This is a genomic window from bacterium, from assembly GCA_024228115.1.
Taxonomy (GTDB): domain Bacteria; phylum Myxococcota_A; class UBA9160; order UBA9160; family UBA6930.
The window spans coordinates 1-19,018 of the sequence record JAAETT010000396.1; the positions used below are offsets into that span (position 1 = coordinate 1).

General features: G+C 65.7%; 21 protein-coding genes. 5 read left to right on the forward strand and 16 right to left on the reverse strand.

Translation table 11 applies throughout. The features are described from left to right. Positions 1-148: 148 nt before the first annotated feature. A complete protein-coding gene (locus GY937_17285) occupies positions 149-1,000 on the reverse strand; it encodes an HAD-IIB family hydrolase (protein MCP5058458.1) in 852 nt (283 codons plus the stop codon). After that, the gene (gene pabB / locus GY937_17290) at positions 988-2,457 is read right to left on the reverse strand and encodes an aminodeoxychorismate synthase component I (protein MCP5058459.1); all 1,470 of its coding nucleotides are present in this window, start codon (positions 2,455-2,457) and stop codon (positions 988-990) included. Before pabB ends, GY937_17285 begins: the two co-directional genes overlap by 13 nt. A gap of 45 nt (positions 2,458-2,502) precedes the next feature. On the opposite strand from pabB, the gene GY937_17295 reads away from it, so the two are divergent. Together GY937_17295 and GY937_17300 are read left to right on the forward strand one after the other, a co-directional pair. After that, positions 2,503-3,561 carry an alpha/beta hydrolase gene (locus tag GY937_17295; GenBank protein MCP5058460.1) on the forward strand — a complete coding sequence of 353 codons (1,059 nt, stop codon included), beginning with the start codon at positions 2,503-2,505 and terminating at the stop codon, positions 3,559-3,561. Between the two features lie 16 nt (positions 3,562-3,577). Then, a complete protein-coding gene (locus GY937_17300) occupies positions 3,578-4,429 on the forward strand; it encodes a hypothetical protein (protein ID MCP5058461.1) in 852 nt (283 codons plus the stop codon). Between the two features lie 25 nt (positions 4,430-4,454). Here GY937_17300 and GY937_17305 read toward each other — a convergent pair whose 3' ends face one another. The 5 genes from GY937_17305 to GY937_17325 are packed head-to-tail and all read right to left on the reverse strand — an operon-like array spanning position 4,455 to position 7,926. Next, the gene (locus GY937_17305; GenBank protein MCP5058462.1) at positions 4,455-4,901 is read right to left on the reverse strand and encodes a hypothetical protein; all 447 of its coding nucleotides are present in this window, start codon (positions 4,899-4,901) and stop codon (positions 4,455-4,457) included. A 44-nt stretch (positions 4,902-4,945) separates the two neighbouring features. Then, positions 4,946-5,365 (reverse strand): hypothetical protein, encoded by a 420-nt coding sequence (locus GY937_17310; GenBank protein ID MCP5058463.1) that lies wholly within the window; start codon positions 5,363-5,365, stop codon positions 4,946-4,948. Continuing rightward, the gene (locus tag GY937_17315; GenBank protein ID MCP5058464.1) at positions 5,362-5,649 is read right to left on the reverse strand and encodes a BolA family transcriptional regulator; all 288 of its coding nucleotides are present in this window, start codon (positions 5,647-5,649) and stop codon (positions 5,362-5,364) included. Before GY937_17315 ends, GY937_17310 begins: the two co-directional genes overlap by 4 nt. A 4-nt stretch (positions 5,650-5,653) precedes the next feature. After that, on the reverse strand, positions 5,654-6,808 hold the full coding sequence (locus tag GY937_17320; protein MCP5058465.1) for a hypothetical protein: 1,155 nt from the start codon (positions 6,806-6,808) through the stop codon (positions 5,654-5,656). Next, entirely contained in the window at positions 6,808-7,926 is a 1,119-nt protein-coding gene (locus tag GY937_17325) for an acyl-CoA/acyl-ACP dehydrogenase (GenBank protein MCP5058466.1), read from the reverse strand. The genes GY937_17320 and GY937_17325 overlap by 1 nt, the downstream gene beginning before the upstream one ends. Before the next feature lie 143 nt (positions 7,927-8,069). Here GY937_17325 and GY937_17330 point away from each other — a divergent pair, with 143 nt between their 5' ends. Both GY937_17330 and GY937_17335 read left to right on the forward strand, forming a co-directional pair. Continuing rightward, positions 8,070-8,483, forward strand: a complete 414-nt coding sequence (locus GY937_17330) for a hypothetical protein (GenBank protein MCP5058467.1) — start codon at positions 8,070-8,072, stop codon at positions 8,481-8,483. 33 nt (positions 8,484-8,516) lie between these two features. Continuing rightward, on the forward strand, positions 8,517-9,107 hold the full coding sequence (locus GY937_17335) for a DUF924 domain-containing protein (protein MCP5058468.1): 591 nt from the start codon (positions 8,517-8,519) through the stop codon (positions 9,105-9,107). A gap of 16 nt (positions 9,108-9,123) precedes the next feature. On the opposite strand, the gene GY937_17340 is transcribed toward GY937_17335, so the two are convergent. The 9 genes from GY937_17340 to GY937_17380 form a co-directional block, all read right to left on the reverse strand. Beyond that, positions 9,124-10,332, reverse strand: a complete 1,209-nt coding sequence (locus GY937_17340; GenBank protein MCP5058469.1) for a CoA transferase — start codon at positions 10,330-10,332, stop codon at positions 9,124-9,126. Next, positions 10,329-10,694, reverse strand: a complete 366-nt coding sequence (locus tag GY937_17345; protein ID MCP5058470.1) for a hypothetical protein — start codon at positions 10,692-10,694, stop codon at positions 10,329-10,331. Before GY937_17345 ends, GY937_17340 begins: the two co-directional genes overlap by 4 nt. Continuing rightward, positions 10,691-11,134: a hypothetical protein gene (locus GY937_17350; GenBank protein MCP5058471.1), complete on the reverse strand. Its 444-nt coding sequence runs from the start codon at positions 11,132-11,134 to the stop codon at positions 10,691-10,693. The genes GY937_17345 and GY937_17350 overlap by 4 nt, the downstream gene beginning before the upstream one ends. Beyond that, on the reverse strand, positions 11,131-11,883 hold the full coding sequence (sdhB, locus tag GY937_17355; GenBank protein MCP5058472.1) for a succinate dehydrogenase iron-sulfur subunit: 753 nt from the start codon (positions 11,881-11,883) through the stop codon (positions 11,131-11,133). Before sdhB ends, GY937_17350 begins: the two co-directional genes overlap by 4 nt. Before the next feature lie 2 nt (positions 11,884-11,885). Continuing rightward, a complete protein-coding gene (locus GY937_17360) occupies positions 11,886-13,610 on the reverse strand; it encodes an FAD-binding protein (GenBank protein ID MCP5058473.1) in 1,725 nt (574 codons plus the stop codon). Between the two features lie 97 nt (positions 13,611-13,707). After that, complete coding sequence (locus tag GY937_17365) at positions 13,708-15,669, reverse strand: hypothetical protein (GenBank protein ID MCP5058474.1); 1,962 nt, start codon at positions 15,667-15,669, stop codon at positions 13,708-13,710. Between the two features lie 68 nt (positions 15,670-15,737). Continuing rightward, complete coding sequence (locus GY937_17370; protein MCP5058475.1) at positions 15,738-16,103, reverse strand: hypothetical protein; 366 nt, start codon at positions 16,101-16,103, stop codon at positions 15,738-15,740. Positions 16,104-16,296: 193 nt separating this feature from the next. After that, complete coding sequence (locus GY937_17375; GenBank protein MCP5058476.1) at positions 16,297-17,367, reverse strand: agmatine deiminase family protein; 1,071 nt, start codon at positions 17,365-17,367, stop codon at positions 16,297-16,299. Positions 17,368-17,373: 6 nt separating this feature from the next. Next, complete coding sequence (locus GY937_17380; protein ID MCP5058477.1) at positions 17,374-18,237, reverse strand: carbon-nitrogen hydrolase; 864 nt, start codon at positions 18,235-18,237, stop codon at positions 17,374-17,376. Between the two features lie 225 nt (positions 18,238-18,462). Here GY937_17380 and GY937_17385 point away from each other — a divergent pair, with 225 nt between their 5' ends. Continuing rightward, positions 18,463-18,885 (forward strand): hypothetical protein, encoded by a 423-nt coding sequence (locus GY937_17385; protein MCP5058478.1) that lies wholly within the window; start codon positions 18,463-18,465, stop codon positions 18,883-18,885. Positions 18,886-19,018: the final 133 nt, after the last annotated feature.

Consider the following 19,018-nt stretch of genomic DNA (forward strand, 5'->3'; position numbering starts at 1 on the left):
CGAAGCACACTCCGCATTCGCGCCACGGAATGGGCATCGACCACCCAAAACGAGATCCGTCAGCGTCAATCGCCGCGCGGCACGCTGAAACATTGGAAAGCCAGCTTCTCAGCCAACTTTCGTGCATAGTTCAGGCTAGCGGGAACTCCTACCCCAGGAGGCGCTCGACCACGGCGACCAGCCCATCCTCATCATGGCGGCCCGTGATCCAATCCGCGGCGGCGTGAACCTCCGGATGGCCGTTGGCCATCGCCACACCCAGACCTGCCCCGCGGATCATGCTGAGATCGTTGCGCTCATCGCCAACCGCGCAGACCTCGCGCCCCGCCAAGCCACGAGTTTCGAGGAGCGCCCCGAGACCGGTCCATTTGCAGGTACCCGGCGGGCGGACTTCGAGAAAGAAGCCGCCGCCGCTAGAGGAATCGGCCGGGAGTGGCAGGATGAGCGATTCGAATCGGTCGGGGTGCCGGCGGCGAACCTCCGCTGCGGCCGCTGCGAGTTCGTCGGCAGTTCCGAAAGCGCATAATTCGATCACATCGTCGCGCGTCTCGGCTGCCAGGTCTTTCCGCCACTCGCACCATTCCCGGTTCTTCTCTGCGTACCGGGAGGTCCAGCCGTTCCACGGGAGGGCTCCGTCGATCACGAAATCCGGCCCTCCGTCCGCATGGCCGTCCCGTTGTCCCACCCCGGAGACGCCGACCTCCCGATAGGCGCTTGCGACATCCTTCAACTCAGCCGCCGAGAGCGCCCTGCGATGGATCGTCGCTCCCTCCGCATCCTTGACGAGGGCACCCCCCAACGTGACCGACGCAACCGCCAAGCCGAGGTGGTCGATCACCCGCTGGGTCGTCCTGAAACGGCGCCCGGTCGCGATCACGACTTCCACGCCCTCCGCGTGGGCACGGTGCAGCGCCTCGCGTGTGGCCGACGACACCTCGTCACCACGATGGGCAAGCGTGCCATCCACATCCAGGGCGATCAGGCGAATCACTCCGCGCATGCGTTCGCTTTGCGGAGAGCATCCAGAAGCGGACGGGTCTTGTCGGTGGTTTCATCCCATTCGTCGGCGGCGTTGGAATCGGCAACGATCCCGCCGCCTGTGTGCAGATGAAGAAGGCCATCCTTGGCGAAGCCGGTGCGGATGACGACGGAGAAGTCGCAGGCGCCCGTGACATCCAGATAGCCGAGCGCTCCTGCATAGAAGCCGCGACGCACGGGCTCGAGCCCGGCGAGGAGGTTCATGGCGGCAATCTTGGGTGCCCCGGTCATCGAACCGGGCGGAAACGCTGCAGCGAATGCATCCAACGCGCCCCGACCCGGCGCCAGGCGGCCGCGCACGGTGGAAACCATCTGGAACACGCTCGCATAGGCCTCGACCGCCATCAGTTCGGGAACGTGGATGCTGCCGAACTCGCAGACGCGGCCCAGATCGTTTCGCACCAGATCGACGATCATCAGGTTCTCGGCGCGATCCTTGGGCGAGTTCGCGAGTTCCTTGCGGTAGTCGCGATCGGCCCGCGGATTCGCGCCGCGCGGGCGGGTTCCCTTGATCGGCCGACTCTCCGCCCAGCCGTCCGCCTTGACCTGCAAGAAGCGCTCAGGCGAGCTCCCCAGGACAGCGACATCCGGTAGCTCGAGGAACGCACCGAACGGCGCCGGGTTGCGGCCCCGAAGGCGGAGGTACATCTGCCAAGGCGAACACTCGAGGGCGTGTGATTCGCGCCGGGTGAGGCAAGCCTGATACAGGTCGCCGGCCCCGATGCGTTCGAGAAGGAAATCCGTCGCCTTCGCGTAGGCGTGGATATCGTGGCTGGGATCGGGAACGCGGACGGGCTCGGACTCGCTCGCGGATCGGCTGGACGGGCTCTCCGCGTCTGCTGCGCGAAGCGCGCCTGCCGCTTCGTTGGCGCGCTCGCCAGCCCGGCCAAGGTCGCGATCGAAGCCGCAGCCCACGGCCCAGAGCCGGCCCTCGAGATGGTCGAACGCCCAGACCCGATCCACCCATTGCAGACAGACATCGGGCAGAGCGAGATCGTCCTGCCCGCGAAGCTCCACCCGGTCGAGTTGCTCCGCCAACTCATAGCCGAACACCCCCACGGCACCGGCGCTGAACGGGAGCTCAAGAGGCTTCCGCGGCGGAGGCGGTGCGAGTTCGGAAAGCCATTCGAGTGCCGGGCCGACATGCCGATGGCGCCCGAAGCCGGGCCAATCGGGCCGAACCGGACGATGCACATCGAGCTCGCCCAGCTCACCAAAGCAACGCAGGGTGGCGTAAGGGTGCGCGCCGGCAAATGACCAACGTCCGAGCGGCGGGCCAGCCTGGGCACTATCGAGCCACCAGCGCTGGCCGGGAGAAAGCGAATGAACGACTTCCCGCCACGCAGCCTCGGGCTCCCCGTCGATGGGAACCGGCTGAGCGACGACGGCCGTATGCATGTTCGAGGAAGGGAGGGCCAAGGGCCGAGACTAGCGCCCCGGCTCGCGATAGACTGGCCGGCTCCCATGACCACACCTCCCAGCTTTTCCGAAGCCCGACGCATCCAGCTGCCTGCCCAGAACGGCGGAGGCGGCGGCATCACCGTTGCCGTCCACGAGGCGGGCGATGGCCCGGCCGTGGTGTTCTCTCACGGCTTTCCGGAGCTGGCCTACAGCTGGCGCCACCAGTTCGGCCCACTGGCGGAGGCCGGCTTCAGGGCGATCGCAGCGGATGGCCGTGGCTACGGCGGCAGCGACCGCCCGGACGAGATCACCGCCTACGACATCCACCACCTGACCGGGGACCTGGTTGCTCTCCTCGACAGCCTCGAGATCGAACGCGCCGTCTTCTGTGGCCACGATTGGGGCGGCTTCGTCGTCTGGGCGATGCCCATCCTCCACCCGGAGCGGACGGCGGGCGTGATCGGCGTGAACACGCCCTACATGCCGCGTTCACCGATTGCGCCCACCTCCATGATGCGGGCGCTGGTCGGCGGCGAAGACGAGCGCATGTACATCCTGTGGTTCCAGGAGCCGGGCGTCGCGGAGGGCGTGCTGGACGGACAGACCCGTCTGCTCTTCGAGAAGTTGATGCGGGAGCCAGAGGATCCGGCCGTGAGCGCTGCTCGAATGGTCGGCGAGGACGGCAAGCTCGACATGAATCCCTTCCGCCGGTTGCCGGAGATTCCGGATGGCGCTCCGATCCTCTCGTCCGAGGAACTCGACCATTTCGTCCAGACCTTCGGGAAGACCGGCTTCGGCGGCGGCATCAACTGGTACCGCAACTTCGATCGCAACTGGGAGAGCGCCCCCGACGTGGGTGTCGCCAGGATCGGGGTGCCCTGCCTGATGATCACCGCTGAATGGGATGCAGCCCTGCGCCCTGAGATGGCAGCCGGCATGCCCGCTCTTGTTCCCGATCTGGAAATGCACCAGATCAAGACCTGCGGGCATTGGACCCAGCAAGAAAGGCCGGAAGAGCTGAACCGTCTGCTGATCGACTGGCTGACCCGGCGCTTTCCACCCTCGAGTCCAGGGGCCTCTTCCTCAACTCCAAAGGCCTCCTCCTCAAGGAACGGCGGCTGAGGCCGAAGGAGACACGATGCGGAGAGTCTGCATCTACCATGCCGGCTGCCCGGACGGCTTCGGCGCGGCCTGGGCCGCCTGGCGAGCCTGGGGCAAGGAAGCCGACTACGTAGCCAGGGGCCACGACGACCCCCTGCGTCCGACAAGCTTCGAAGACGCTTTGGTCGTCTTCGTCGACATCGCGCCTCCCGCACCCGTGGCCCAGCGTCTGGCAGATGCCGTGGGCCATCTGGTCGTGCTCGACCACCATCTCTCGTCCAAGGGCCACTACGACAACGAACCCGGCCTGGTGGACGGTCTCCGCGCCTCCGGGCACGAAATCGTCTTCGACCTCGCGCACAGCGGCGCCGTCCTCTCCTGGAAGCACTTCCATCCCGAGGAAGAACCCCCGGAACTCCTCGGCTACGTGCAAGACATGGATCTCTGGAACTGGAAGCTCCCCCATTCCCGCGAGGTGAACGCCGCCATCGGCTCCTACCCGCGTAGCTTCGAAGCCTGGGAGACGCTGGCGAAGCGCCCGATCGCCGATCTCGCTACCGAAGGCAGCTCCCTGGTCCGGGCCCAGCAGATCGACGTCGAACGTTCCCTCCACAGCGCCCACCCCGTGAGCCTCGGCAAGTTACGCGTCGAAGCCGTGAACGCCCGGGAGCAGCGCAGCCTGATCGGCCACGAGTTGGCAACCCGCGCACGTTTCGGTTCGCCCTGCGGTGCGGTCTACCGTCTGACCGGAACTCGCGTGGATGTCTCGGTGTACTCGATCGGAGAATTCGATGTTGCGGCGGTGGCCGGAGAGTTCGGCGGCGGCGGACATCGGAATGCTGCGGGGTTCTCGGTGACCCTCGAAGACTGGTTGGCAAAATTCGCTTGAGGCGATTGGCCAGATCCCGGCCAGCCTAGCCCTCGACCAGCAACCACAACGCCACGGCAACCGTATACAGCGTCAGGCTTGCCGCGATCAGACTCGCGAGCCCCGGCGTGACCGGCACGGCGGTTTCCGGATCAGCGCTCTCCCGGTGCATGCGCGCAGCTTCGAAGACGGCCGCCACGGCCCGATCATCCGCCACTCCCGCAATGCGGAGTTCGGTACGCACGTCGACGAGCCGATGACCCAGATCGAAACTCTCCAGCGCGAATAGCATGGGCGCGGCGTCCGCAGCCTTTTCGGCCGCCAATCCCTGCTCGCGGAGGGTGGCTTCCATGCGACGCACGCCGAGGCGCCGGGTCATCGGATGGCAAAGCACCAGATCCGAGGAAAGCGTATTCGCCGCGCGGGCGGACATGCCCAGCTCGCCAAAGGCGGTGGCGAGGGCTTCGGGGCGACTGGGAATGGCCGTGGCCATGCCCTGCAAATCGGCAGGGCGCCGGCCGAGCTGAAGGGCCGGCGCTACTCGTGCCGCGGCACGTGGCAGTACTCGCAGGAACCCGAGAGCTGGCCCGCCCAGAAATAGTTCGGCGGGCGAAAGCGGGCACCGGCCAACGCCCTCTCGATATCAGCGCGCAGCTCTGGAGCAGCCCGATCGATGCGCGGGTGGCTCGAGTGCGCGCGCGGTTTGAGCTGGCCGGCGAGCTGCCGCATCTCGGTCAAGAGCGCGACGACCACCTCCGGATCCGGCACCTCCTGGGCCATCTGCTCATTCAGGGCGTGGATACGCACGGCCAGATTGCCCATGGCGCCGCGGATCTCGCCCTCGCTGATGTAGTGGAAATCCGGCGGATAGGTCAGGTCACGGATTCCAGCTGCGGTGCAGGCAAGCAGAACCGCCGCCGCCCCGGCCGCCATCCATCGAATCAAGCGCTGACTCACGTCTTGCTCCTCGCGTCCCACTGAGCGGGTGTCAGTGTGCGCAGTGAAAGGGCATGGATCCACTCGTTCATCTCAGTCGCCACAGCGTCGAAGACCTTCCGCTGGGCCTGTACTCGCGTCTGGCCTTCGAAACGTTCCGAGACTACGAACGCGCGGAAGTGGCCGCCGCCTTCGCGGGCGCCGGCGTGCCCGGCGTGGAGGTGGCTCTCGTCTACTACTTCGACATGAACCGCATCCAGTCGCTCTCGAAGCGCCGCTTCGAGTTTTTCGCTTCGCTCGCTCATCGGCCTAGAGATCCTTCGGCAGGCCGAGGATACGCTCGGCGATGATGTTGCGTTGGATGTTGGGCGTACCGCCGCCGATCACGACCTCCGGCCAGGAGAGCGCCATGCGCTGCCACTTCCCGTCCGCAGGAACCTCATCGGCGCCCTTCGCCAGGGGCCCGCGGCTGCCCTGGATCTCCAGAGCAAGCTCACCGATCTCGACTTCGAGTTCGGCCCGATGGAGCTTGTTCACCGAGGTCTCGCTGCCGAGCTTCTCTCCTCGAAGTTGTGCTGTGAGGTAACGCATGCCGTTCAGGCGCATGGCTTCGATGCGCGCATCCGCCCGGGCGATGCGTCCGCGAATGCCCGGATCCTCCGCAGCGGAGCGTCCGTTCTTCTTGCAGCTGCGTGCCAGGTCTTTCAGCTCTGCGAGGCTGCGCTGCAGGCCTTGCACCTCCGCGATACTCGATCGCTCGTGAGCCAACGCAGAAACGGTGACCTTCCATCCCTGCCCTTCTTCGCCGAGCCTGTTCTCCACAGGCACTCTCACGTCGTCGAAGAACACCTCGGCGAAGACCGCACCGCCGGACATGTTCTTGATCGGGCGGACGGTGATGCCTTCGCTATCCATCGGTACGAGCAGGCAGGTGATACCGTCGTGCTTCGAGCCGTCACCGCTGGTTCGCACGAGCAGAATGATCCACTGGGACCACATCGCGATCGAGGTCCAGATCTTCTGACCGTTCACGATGTACGTGTCGCCGTCGCGGACGCATTTGCATTTCAGCGAAGCGAGGTCACTGCCTGAATCGGGCTCGGAGTAGCCGGTGCACCACTGGACCTTGCCGTCCAGGATGTCCGGGATGAAGGTCTGCTTCTGCTCGTCGGTGCCGTACTCGGTCAGAGCCGGGCCCACCCACGCCAGGCCCATGAAGCAGGAGCCGAGGGCCGGGGCGCGCGCCTTCGCCATCTCGTCCTTCAGGATGACCTGCTGAGCAATCCCACCACCGCCTCCGCCGACTTCCTCGGGCCAGGAGAATCCGACCCAACGCTTCTCGCGCACGGCTTTCTGCCAGGCTTGGATCTCCTCGGCTGTGCCGCTCTTGGGGATGTGGGCCTGGATGAAGGCTTGCACCTCGGCCCGAAAGGCTTCTTCTTCGGGTGTGAAATCGAAATCCATCACAGGCCTCCCAGCGCGGCGACACGCTCGTAGTGGTGATCCGCGTCGCCGAAGAACGGGCGCACCCACTTGGCGCGCTTCAGGAAGAGGTGGGCGTCGTATTCCCACGTATAACCGATGCCACCGTGTAGCTGGACCGTATCGATGCCAATGCGGGGAATGGCCTCGCTGGCATAGGCCTTGGCCCGGGAGGCGGCGAGGGAGCGATCCGCGTGCCCTTCGTCGATGCACCAGGCGGCGTAGTAGGTGAGCGACTTGAAGGATTCGACGTCGACGTACATCTCTGCCAGCGGATGCTTCACACCTTGGAAGGTTCCGATCGCGCGCCCGAATTGGATGCGCTCCTTGGCGTAGGCGGTGGTGAGCGCCAGGGCGGCTTCGGCGGCGCCGATCGCCTCGGCGGCAATCGCGGTGGCGCCGACGTCGAAGAGCATCCCGACGGCCGCAGAGTCTCCGCCTTCGAGGATCGCCTCGGCCGCGACCTCGACATTCTCGAGGCGCAAGCGGCCGAGTCGTTTCGTCAGGTCGATGCCCGGCCAATCCTCGGCGGAGACTCCGTCCTGTGCTTTTTCGACGACGGCGAGGGCCAGTTCGCCCTCACGGCGAAACGCCACCACGAAGATGTCCGCTGCGGCGGCGTTCTGGACGAAGAGCTTCTCGCCCGAGAGGACCACGCCCTCGCCGCTCCGCTGCGCCGAGAGTTGGATCCCGGCTTCACCGGGCGTGTCCTCCTCTTCGGCGAGCGCGACCGTGCCGATGACACTTCCGTCAGCCAGGCCGGGAAGAAAACGGGCACGCTGGGTTTCGCTACCCGTCCTCACGATCGCGTCCGCAGCCAGCGTGGTTGCGACGAGCGGAGCCGGAAACAGGCTGCGGCCGGTCTCCTCGAGCACGACGACCAGATCGACCCAGCCCAGGCCCGCACCGCCATGAGCTTCGGGAATGACCAGGCCGGTCCACCCGAGTTCGGCGATCTCCTTCCAGAGATCTGTGTCGTAGCCGGGGCCGCTTTCGGCCTCGCTCACCCGGCGGACGTCATCGAGGGGTGCCTTTTCGTCCAACAATTTGCGCACCTCACTACGCAGAAACTCCTGCTCGTCCGTGAAGCCAAAATTCATCCAGATGCCCCGTCCAAGAGTGAGGAATCCGGGATGATCCGTGACCTCCGGAGTTCGGTCAAGCCGTGTGATTCCGGGCACTTGGAGGCCGGGTGAATGCATTGGGCCGGCCCCCCGTCTGACCGGGCAAGGAGGAAATCGACATGTTCCGATCCCAGCGCATCACCCGGGCTCTGGCCGTTGCCAGCGGCTTCGCCTTCCTGCTGACCGCAACCGTGGCCTCGGCGGGCCATGACGATCGTCGCCGATCGCGCCGCCACAAGGTCGTCTACCACGACGACTACTGCAGCGCACGCAGCGACTACCGGCACGACAGACACGACCGGCATCGCGACCGGTACGACAGGCATCGTCGGCATGGCTATCGACATGACAACCACCGCAGGCACGATCGCTACGAGCGGCGCCGCGACAGCTACACCTGTGGACCCTGCGGCCATCGCTTCCAGTCCCGAAAGCGGTTCCACAGGCACTTGAGCCACCACCATCACATCCCGCTCTTCGCGCTGCCCTTCGTGATCGTGAGGCACACGCTCGGCTGGATCTTCCATGGGTAGGAAACGTTCCGAGGATCGAGGTACGGTTGACGGGTGGAACCCGCTTCCGTGCTCGCGTACTGGCTCGCCGACATCGGTGCGGATGGGAATCCCGGCCGACAGGCCGCGGCACGCTGGTTCCAGGGTGGGCAGGCCGTCGATGAAGAGATCCGAACCTGCTTCGGAGAGTGGGTAGAGAAAGCGTTGGCGGGTGGCCTGAACGTCTGGGCCGCCAACCCGCGCGGCCGGCTTGCACTCGTCCTGTTGCTCGACCAATTCCCCCGCAATCTCTACCGGGGATGCGCCGAGGCGTTCTCCGGAGACCCGCGCGCCCTCGAACTCACCTGGGAGGCGCTCGAACGGCACGAAGACCGCGAGCTCTCACCCACAGAGCGATACTTCCTCTACATGCCACTCGAACATGCGGAAGATCCGGAAGCCCAGGCCGAGGCGGTGCGTCGCTTCAGGGGGCTCGCCGAGGAGCAGCAACCGAGTTCGTTCTTCTCCGGCGGACTCGATTGGGCTCTGCGCCATCAGAAGACGATCGAACGTTTCGGGCACTTCCCAGCGCGAAACGCGGCCCTGGGACGAGAGACGTCGCCCACCGAACGCGCCTTCCTCGAGGAGCACCCAGCGGGTTTCTGAGGCCGGGTGCCTTTCGCTAGATCACGCCCTTCTCTGCCAGCGCAGCCATCTCCCCCGCGCCGAGCCCGAGTTCTCCGAAGACCTCGGCGTTGTCCTGGCCCAGGACCGGCGCCAGCGCTCGTTCGCGAGGCGCGGCATGGCTGAATTGGAGCGGGTTCCCATGGAAGACGACCTCGCCGAGGGTCGGATGCGAATGGCGCTCGATCATCCCACGGGCTTCGAGCTGTGCATCGTCGAGCAACTCCGCGGGACGAGCGACGCGCGCGCAGGGAACATCAGCGCCCTCCGGCCCCAGGGCGGCGAGCACCTCCTGGCAGGTTCGGGAGGCGACCCATTCGGCAACGACCGCATTGGTCTCATGGCGTCGGGCCGCCCGGCCCCGGTGGCTGCGGAAGCGTTCGTCCGTGCCAAGCTCGGCACGCCCCACCGCCGTCATCAACTGACGGAAGAGCTTGTTGCTGGCGCTGCCGATCGCCACATGACCGTCGGTCGCGGGAAAGGCATCGTAGGGGGCCGTAAAGGGGTGCTGATTTCCGACCGGCTCCATCTCTTGGCCGATGCCGGCGAAGATCGAGGCCGCTGAATCCGTGATCGCAAAGATGGCGTCCTGGTTCGATAGATCGAGGACTTGTGCCCGGCCCGTCCGATCGACATCGCGCAAGCCGGCGAGCAGGCCGATCGCCAGGTACAACCCACCGACGAAATCGGCCAACGCACCGCCGCCGCGCAGGGGGCCGCCACCTTCCTCGCCTGTGATGCCCATCAACCCGCCGGATGCCTGGGCAACGATGTCGTAGCTCCCCTTCCCCGCCAACGGACCCGTTTGGCCGAAGCCCGAGAGCGACGCCACGAGTAGCCTCTGGTTTCGGGATTGGAGCACTGCCGCGCCGAGTCCGTGCTTGTCGAGGAACCCGGCGCGAAAGTTCTCGACCAATGCATCCGCGTTCTCGGTAAGGCGGAGCAGGAGCTCGCGCCCTTCCGACTGGCGAACATCGAGGGTGATCGACCGTTTTCCCCGGTTCGTGTTCTGGAACGAGAGCGACGTTTCACCCTTGGGCGACGGCCCGTAGCGATAGTCGTCGCCTGTCCCGGGCTTCTCGACCTTGATCACTTCGGCGCCGAGATCCGCCAGCACCGCCGTCGCAAACGGACCCGCGACCACACGGGTCAGATCGAGAATGCGAACGCCCTCGAGAAGCCGGGAACGTCCCCGTTCTTCGCTCACGCGTGGAGTCGAACGACCGCCAGGATTGCTGCGATGCTGCCGGCCAGGGCGGTTCCGTAGCAGAGGAAGCCGACCAGGCTGTCGCTTCCGAGGCCACCGAAATCGATCCACAGATGGCGAAGGTGGTGGGCGCCGCCCCAGACCGGGAGCGCCATGGCGGCAAGCGCGACGAGAGAGCCGATCGGGTGGGTGACCAGGCCGTGCATGCGGTCGTAGCCGAGGGCTTCTCCGCCGACCACGCCGAGGCCGCCGCCGAGCGCGACCACCAGGACGAAGACCGGCAGCAGGAGGCCGCCGATCATCATGCCGCTACTGAAAAGCCCCCAGATCACGGGCTCGAGCTTGAGCATCAGCGTCTTCACAGCAGCGCGCCTCCGAGGAAGAGAGTGCCAACGGCGAGCACGGTGAAGAACACGCCGTACAAACCGGCCACGAGCACCGCATCCGCGGGACGCTTCAGCGGGCCCATGCGGTTGGGTTGGGTCGCGGGGAACAACCGGAACAGGCGAAGTGCGAACCAGGTGAGGCCGATGAATGCGGCCACATGGTAGGCCAGGTAGATCGGGTGGCTGAAGTTCGCCAGATAGGCGTTCCAGGCGGCCTCGCCATCCCCGAGCGCCCAGACACCGCGGGTCAGCAGCAGGGCGGAGAGCATCAGGAATGCGCCGCAGGCTCCGAACGCCAGATACGACGGGTAACGGCCGCCCCCCGGGAACTTATCCGGAGGCCTCGGATCCGCCGTACGCGTGGGCATCGGCGCCCGAGGCTTCATCGCATCCACTCGCGGACGAAGCTCACTCACGAGACATCCTCCCCTCGCTTGACCACGAAGGATGTGGCCCAATCGATGACGTTGGCGACCTTGGCCTGCTGAATGGCACCCGACGGGTTCACGCTCTTGGGGCAGACCTCACTGCACTCATTGGCAAACGAACAACTGAAGAGCCCGCCTTCGCTGCGGAAGACCTCGTTGCGCACATGGGCGCCCTCGTCCCGCGTATCCTGGTTGTAGCGGTGGCCGAGCGCCAGAGCCGCCGGCCCCAGGAATTCCGGCTCGTTGGAGACGACCGGGCAAGCCGAATAACACAGCATGCAGTTGATGCACATGCTGAACTGCTTGAAATCTGCCAGCTCTTCCGGCGATTGCCGAGTCGTGCCTTCTTCGACCGCACGCTCCTTGGCGACCATGATCCAGGGCTTCACCTCCTGGAACCTCTCCATGAAGCCCTCGAGCTCGACGACGAGGTCTCGCACGACCGGGAAGTTCGCGAGGGGCGAGATCTCGATCGTATCCCCGTAGTTCGACATGGGATCCTTGCAGGTGAGCTTCGGATCCCCGTTCACCGTCATCCCACAGCTACCACAAACCGCCATACGGCAGGACCAGCGATGGGAGAGCGTCGGGTCGATGTTGTCCTTGATGTAGTTCAAGGCCTCGAGGATCTTCCAATCCGGCTCGACCTCGATCTCGTAGCTCTGGGTCTTTGGAGCCTCGTCCTTGTCGGGATCGAAGCGCGTGACGATGATGGTCTTCTTCAGCTTTTCGCTCATGGCTAGTACTTCCGCTCTTCAGGTTCCCAGACACCCAGCGTCACTTCCTTCTTGTCGAAGCGTGGACCCTCGGGAGATTGGTAGACCATCGAGTGGTGCAGGTATTCGGTGTCGTTGCGAGTCGCATAGTCACTACAAGCGTGCGCCCCGCGTGACTCCTTGCGTTGGACTGCCGCGCAGGTGACCGCTTCCGCCACGTCGAGCATGCTGTCCAACTCGAGCCCGGCGACCAGCTCCGTATTGAAGATCTTGCTCGAATCGTCGAGGCTGATCTGCTCGAAGCGTTGCCGAAGCTCGGCGATATCGGTGACCGCCTTCGCCATCGAGGCCTGCTCCCGGTAGACACCGGTGCCGTCCTCCATGGCGGTGTTCATGTCTTCGCGAACCTTGGCGATCTTCTCCCCGCCGCGCTGACGCCCGCGTAGCGCATCGATGCGCGCTGCTTCGGCCTCGGCCTGCTGGACGAAAGGGCCTTCCTCGCCAACCGACACGCTCTTGATGTATTCCGTCGCGTGCTCGCCAGCCCGCGCACCGAACACGAGACACTCGGTGAGAGAGTTCGAACCCAGGCGGTTGGCACCATTCAAGGACACGCACGCCGTTTCGCCGGCGGCGTAGAGCCCATCGAGGGTCGTCTTGGCATCGATGTCCGTATCCACGCCACCCATCATGTAGTGCAGCACCGGGCGGATCGGAATCGGCTCGTGGACCGGATCGACGTTTGCGTAGGCCTTCGACAGCTCACGCACGAACGGCAGCCGGGCCATGATCTTCTCTTCTCCGAGGTGTCGGAGATCCAGATGCGCGTAGCGGCCGATCTTCCCCGGGATTTCCACACCGCGGCCGGCCGCGATCTCCTGGGTAATGGCCCTCGAGATCATGTCCCGCGGCCCGAGTTCGGCCTTCGTACCGACACCGTAGTCCCGGCTGACCAGGAAGCGCTCGCCTTCGTTGTTGAGCAGATGGCCACCCTCACCACGGGTCGCCTCGGTGATGAGGATGCCGGTGCCGGGCAGGCCCGTCGGGTGGTACTGGACGAACTCCATATCCTTCAGCCCCACGCCCTCGCGGTAGGCGAGTGACATGCCGTCGCCGGTCTTGATGTTCCCGTTCGTCGTGAAGGGCCAGACCTTGCCGCCACCGCCCGTGGAGAGGATCACCGCCTTCCCCAGGATGGCTTTCATCTCGCCGGTACGGATATCCAGCGCGGCGACGCCACGGCAGGCACCGCCATCGACCAGCAGCTTGCTGACGAAGTGTTCGTCGTAGCGCACCACGTTGCCGAACTTCATCGAAGTCTGGAAGAGCGTATGCAGCATGTGGAAGCCGACCTTGTCGGTGGCATACCAGGTGCGCTTCGTGCTCATCCCGCCGAATGCGCGGGTCGAGACACTCCCATCCTCGTTGCGGCTCCAGGGGCAGCCCCAATGCTCGAGACGCGTCAGTTCCTTCGGAGCCTGCTCGACGAAGTACTGGATCACATCCTGGTCGCCCAGGAAATCCGAGCCTTTCACGGTGTCGTAACCGTGCATTTCGAGACTGTCGTCGTCCCGGGCGATGGCGGCCGCGCCGCCCTCGGCGGAGATCGTATGACTCCGCATCGGGTAGACCTTCGAGACGAGCGCGATCGAGAGTTCCGGATTGAGTTCGGAAGCGGCGATGGCGGCGCGTAATCCGGCGCCCCCACCGCCCACGATCACGACGTCATGACGCGAGACGTCGACCATGGAATCCCCCTGCATTCACTGGGAGTTGCGGGACGGTCTGTGTTTAGCCGATCCAAGCGGGTTGCGAAACGGACAAGCCGCCCCGCAGTCTCTGGAATCAGCTGAGCGGATCGCAGGGAATCGGTACGCCGAACGGGAACTCATCCGCGGTCGATGCGTTGCAGACGCCGTCGTCGGTGCAGAAGTTCTCGACCTGCCCGTACGGCTGGAAGAATGCCTCGAGTTGGTCGAGCGCCGCAGGAATGATGGCTTGCCGGCCGTGGGGATCGCATTTGCCCGAGTTGATGCCGTTCACCTTTTCGGGCACCTGGTCGTTCACCAGCGGAGGCACGAAGGGCAGATGCGCAGGGTTCGAGAGATCGAAAGCCGCCGTTTCGTATACCACGTAGGCCGAATCCTGGGGCCCGGTCGAATTCTCCATCCCGGCCAGATCCTGCATCACCGAGCCCTCTTGAACCTTCAAGCGCATCGTCGCCCCCGCAAGCTGGGAGCCGAGGTTGGAGACCTGGTGATCATACAGCGCGACCTGCATCAGGATGCGCTTCGCGAAGGGCACGCCCGGCAGCGGATCGTCGATGATATGGGTGGCGTAGCCCGCAGGCTCACCGCGCACCCAGGTCTCATGAGTGAGGCCCAGGCCAATCGAGAAATCCATGCGATCGGGAGCGGTAACGCGGGCGATCAGTTCGAATTGCCTGAACGGAGCGGCGCGATCCAGGAGCAGCGAGAAGTTGATGGCAGGCACGTCCACCAGCAGCCGCTCTACATCCGGAGTAAGGGCCGCGAACATGTTGCCCATGATGCCGCCCAGGCTGCCGCCGAAGTAGTACATCTCGTCATCGGGCAGGATCACGCCCTGACCCTGGGCATTCTGGAACGTGGGGTCCATGTTGAAGTCACCCCGGAGCAGCATCCGCGCCAGCAGGAGAGCGTGGGTCTGCCCTTGTCGAAGCCGATCGGCCAGGGCCGGCGTCTCGTCCGTGTTTCCGGTCACCTTGAAGATGAAGCTGTTGACGAGATCGGGCTGCAGCTCCAGCGTCGAGAGACCGGACCAGTTGGTGCCTCCGCTGATGAACGGCGGGGTGAGAGCCGCGTCCGCAACGGTCTCCACGAAGCCGGGCCCGTCGCCAAACAGGCCGTGGCCCAGCAGTACGGGGGGAAGCGGCGTGGCGAGCGAATCGCAGGGAATCGCGATTGCGTAGGGCGGATTCGTCAGCGTGTTCCAGGTCGGCAGGCCCGCGGCATCGCGCAGCAGGTTCGAGAGCCGATCGTTCTCGACGAAGGGATCGCGATCCGGAAAGAGGGGAACCTGGTACGTGCCCTTCACGACCCGCCAGACGGCTTCGTTCGGATCCGCGCAGCCCGGGTTCCGCTCATCGATGCTGTCGACCGTGAAGGTCTGGATCCCCGCGGCGGCCTGTGCGTCGCGCCAGGCGAAGACCTGGTCGCGCATGGAGAGCATCTCATGGGTCAGGGAGTGGTCGCTCATCACCTGGAAGTCGAAAGCCAGGATCAGATCGTCCGTAGGCACGCCGAGCTCATCCAGGCGGGAGAGCACCGGCTCGAGCTCGGCGCGGCGAAGCTCCACCGCCGGTAGGTCGGAAGGCGCCCCGTCCCGGATGGCCTCGAAGATCGGCTCGGGCTCGACGGGTGCACCCTGGCCGTCGACCAGCTTGCGGACGGCCACGATATAGCGGTGGCCGGGGCGAAGGCTCCGGCCGGGACGAAGGAAGGTCACCACCCGTGCGGGATCGATCGCGTTGGCGTCGTTCTCGATCCAGTGGATCTCCCGCTTTCCCGTCTGCCAATCGATCAACAGCGTGGGGCTCGAAGGCTGGGCGCCGCTCTCGTCGTAGGTCCGGGTGGTCGGCAGGATGCGCGCCGCACCGGATAGCGCAGGATCGGGAGTCTGCTCGAAGTGCATCAGCACCTGCACGGTCGGACTGAAGCCATCGTTCTGCAGGAACGGGGCCGGCGAGATGGGACCCGTGACGAAGCCTCCACCTTCGAGGAACCGGGTGCTGACCGGAAGCGTGTCCGGCTGGTAGGCGATACGCACCCCGGTGGTCGTCGGGGCCGGCTCCTCGAAGCGCGACGACGGAAACGGCAGAACGCATTCGATCTGGTTCAGGATGTCGCACGAGTCCGGGTTGTAGAGATCGACCAGGTGAAGCTGGTCTCGGCATGCTCGAGATCGCCGGCATGGACTTCGGCGTCCAGCCAATGGCTGCCGGCGGCCACTCCGGGCAGCGTCCCCTGAACCGTCCCGGCCAAGATCGTGTACTGGCTGCTCGGAACCACCACGCCATCCAGCTGGATCACCAGGCTGGCTTTCTCGGCATTGCTCGGAAGGCTCAGCTCGAACGCGACGTCCCCGGGAGCCGAGAGAAATCCCAACTCGGGGCTGGTGAACTCCAGAGGCCCGGCCCCGCAGCTGACGAGGAATGCGGCCAGGGTGAATACCAGAGGGAGCGGGTGGAACTGCTGCGTCATGGGGTCGTCTCGAAGTCGATCAAGCGGGCCATCCTACCACTCTGGCTGACCTATGGGTCAACTCGCATGGGGATCGAGCCCCAACATGCCCCCTCCTCTGCCACAATCGGCGGCAGTCATGCAGAAAGTCAACCAGCGGGGACGGGGTTTACAATTGACTTATCGGGAAGGGGCTCTGCCCCTTCCCGATAAGTCAATTGTAAACCCCGTCCCCGCTGGTTGACTTTCTGGGCTCCTGCTGCGTGAGGCAGTGGCACGCGCCGAGGCCAAGGACGAGATCGCGAGCGGGGATGGGTGCGAGCCGCCTGTCCGGCAAGAGTTCTCGAAGCACCGCGAGCGCGCGCTCATCGCTCGGGACGCCGAACACGGGCACCAGGGCGACACCGTTGGCGAGATAGAAATTGGCGTAGCTGGCCGGGCAACGGAGGCCGTCGACATAGATGGGCGGTGGCATCGGCAGGGGAACGACATCCAGAGGGCGGCCGCGGGCATCTCGCATCCGCTGCAGGCGGTCCAGATTTTCGGCCAGGGGAGCGTGGTTGGCATCGGAGGGATCCGGCTCGACCGTGGCGACGACCACCAGCTCGGAGACGAAGCGGGCGATGTCGTCCACATGGCCGTCGGTGTCGTCCCCGACGATGCCGTCGCCCAGCCAGAGCACGCATTCCGCTCCGAGCCACTCGCCCAGGCGTTCCTGCATGGCCCCGATCGTACGCGGCGGTTCTCCCGGAAGACGCCGGTTCCCGTTCAGCAGGCACGAGGCCGTCGTCAGGACGGTGCCTGCGCCGTTGCCGTCGACGGATCCACCCTCGAGAACGAAGCCGGCCCGGTGGCAGGGAACGTCGCGCAGCTTGGCGATCCGGGGCGGCACGGCGTCGTCCAGATCCCAGGGCGGATACTTCTTTCCCCAGGCGTCGAAGCGGAAATCCACGGCGTGGACGTTGCCCTCGGGCTCCGCCAGGAACACGGGGCCGTGGTCCCGGACCCAGGCGTCGTTGGTCGGGATGACGTGGAGCGATACCCCACCGGAATGTCCGGATTCGGCGAGCAGGCCGGCCACGCGCTCGGCATGGGCCTCGTCCTGCACGCTGATACATACTTCTTCCGCGCCTTGGAGAGCGCCCACCATCTGGATGAGGGCTTGCTCTGCGCCCTTCAGCCGGCCGGGCCAGGTCGATTGGTTGTGGGGCCAGGCCAGCCAGGTCGCGTGGTGGGGTTCCCATTCCGCGGGCCAGCGAAGACCGAGCTCGCGGGGCGTCTTCATCTGGTTTCAGTCGCGGAGACGACGGGTGAGGTCGTCGTAGGCGTCGATCCTGCGGTCTCGAAGAAAAGGCCACTCCCGACGCGCCTGCTCGACCGCGGCCAGATCGCAATCGACGATCAGCAGCTCCGGCTCGGACGCCGACGCCCTGGCAATCACCCGGCCGCGAGGATCCGCCACGAAGGATTGGCCCCAGAAGCGGATGCCGCCCTCGTGCCCCACCCGGTTCACGGCTGCGACGAACACGCCGTTGGCGATCGCGTGGCCCCGCTGGATCGTCTCCCAGGCATCGTGCTGGGCACGGTCCTCCTCTTCACCCTCGTCGAACTGCCAGCCAATCGCCGTGGGATAGAGCAGCATCTCGGCGCCGGCCGTGACCGTCAGCCTGGCTGCCTCGGGAAACCACTGGTCCCAGCAAACGAGGGTACCGAGGCGTCCGTGGCGGGTCTGCGCCGATTGGAAGCCCAGGTCTCCGGGGCTGAAGTAGAACTTCTCGTAGTAGAGAGGATCGTCCGGGATGTGCATCTTCCGGTACATCCCGACCTGGCGACCGGACTCGTCGAAGGTGAGCGCCGTGTTGTGGTAGACGCCAGCCGCCCGCCGTTCGAAGAGCGAGGCCACCAACGCCACCTCATGCCGCCCAGCGGCCTTGGCCAGGGCCTCGCTGGTGGGTCCGGGAATCGGCTCGGCCAGGTCGAAGCGAGCCGGATCCTCCTCCTGGCATGGGTAGGGCGTCAGGAAGAGCTCGGGAAGACAAACCACCTGGGCGCCACGCTCGGCGGCGAGTCCGATCTGGACGAGCGCCTCCTCGAGATTCGCATCCGGGGCTTCGCTGGGCCGCATTTGCACCAGGGCCAGCCGCAGGGGATCCATGGCCGCAGGATCGCAAACAGGCCGTGACCGCGCCTGTCAGGGGCCGGAGTCGGGTCGGGCTGTGACCGCGCCTGTCATGAGGCCGGGCCAGGGTGAGGTCATGTCGCACACACCGCCCCCGTTCCCCTCTTGGCTAGCTGGCGCCCTCCAGACCTGTGGTGTCGTCTCCTTGATGATCGCCCTGGGCCTCGGCGTCGCCCTGCTGGGGAGTACAATGGCGCGCCCATGGAAGAGCCCGAGCACTGGCTCGTCGATGGCTTCAATGTCTTGCACGTGGCCCTCCTTCACGGCCGGGAACGAGGCCGCTGGTGGCGCGCGGAAGCCCGGAACCAGCTGCTGAGCCGGATTCGGCGTTTCGAGGGGGCGGGTGAGGTCTGCGTGGTCTTCGACGGTCCCCGACCCGAAACCGGCCCGGAATCGGCCGAACCGCCGGCCGCGGCGGTGCCCCGCATCGTGTTCGCACCGTCGGCCGACGATTGGCTGCTGGCCGAGATCCGCAAGCATCCGGATCCAGCCCAGTTGGCCGTCGTCACCGCGGATCGGCGCCTGGCCGATCGCGCCCGCCACCACGGCGCGCAGATCCGATCGCCGCGGGATTTCCTGGCACGCTGCCCTGCGGACGAATCGCCGGGTCCGCCCGGCTCCTAGTCCCTTGTCACACCAAAAGCTGGGGGTAGAGTCGTCGCAGTTTCACGCGGGCTTGTTGGGTCGTGAATTGCCAGTCGACGCCCTTCGTCGTTCGGTTGCGATCGTCTTGCCAGGCTTGGACTTGGCGCGTGAG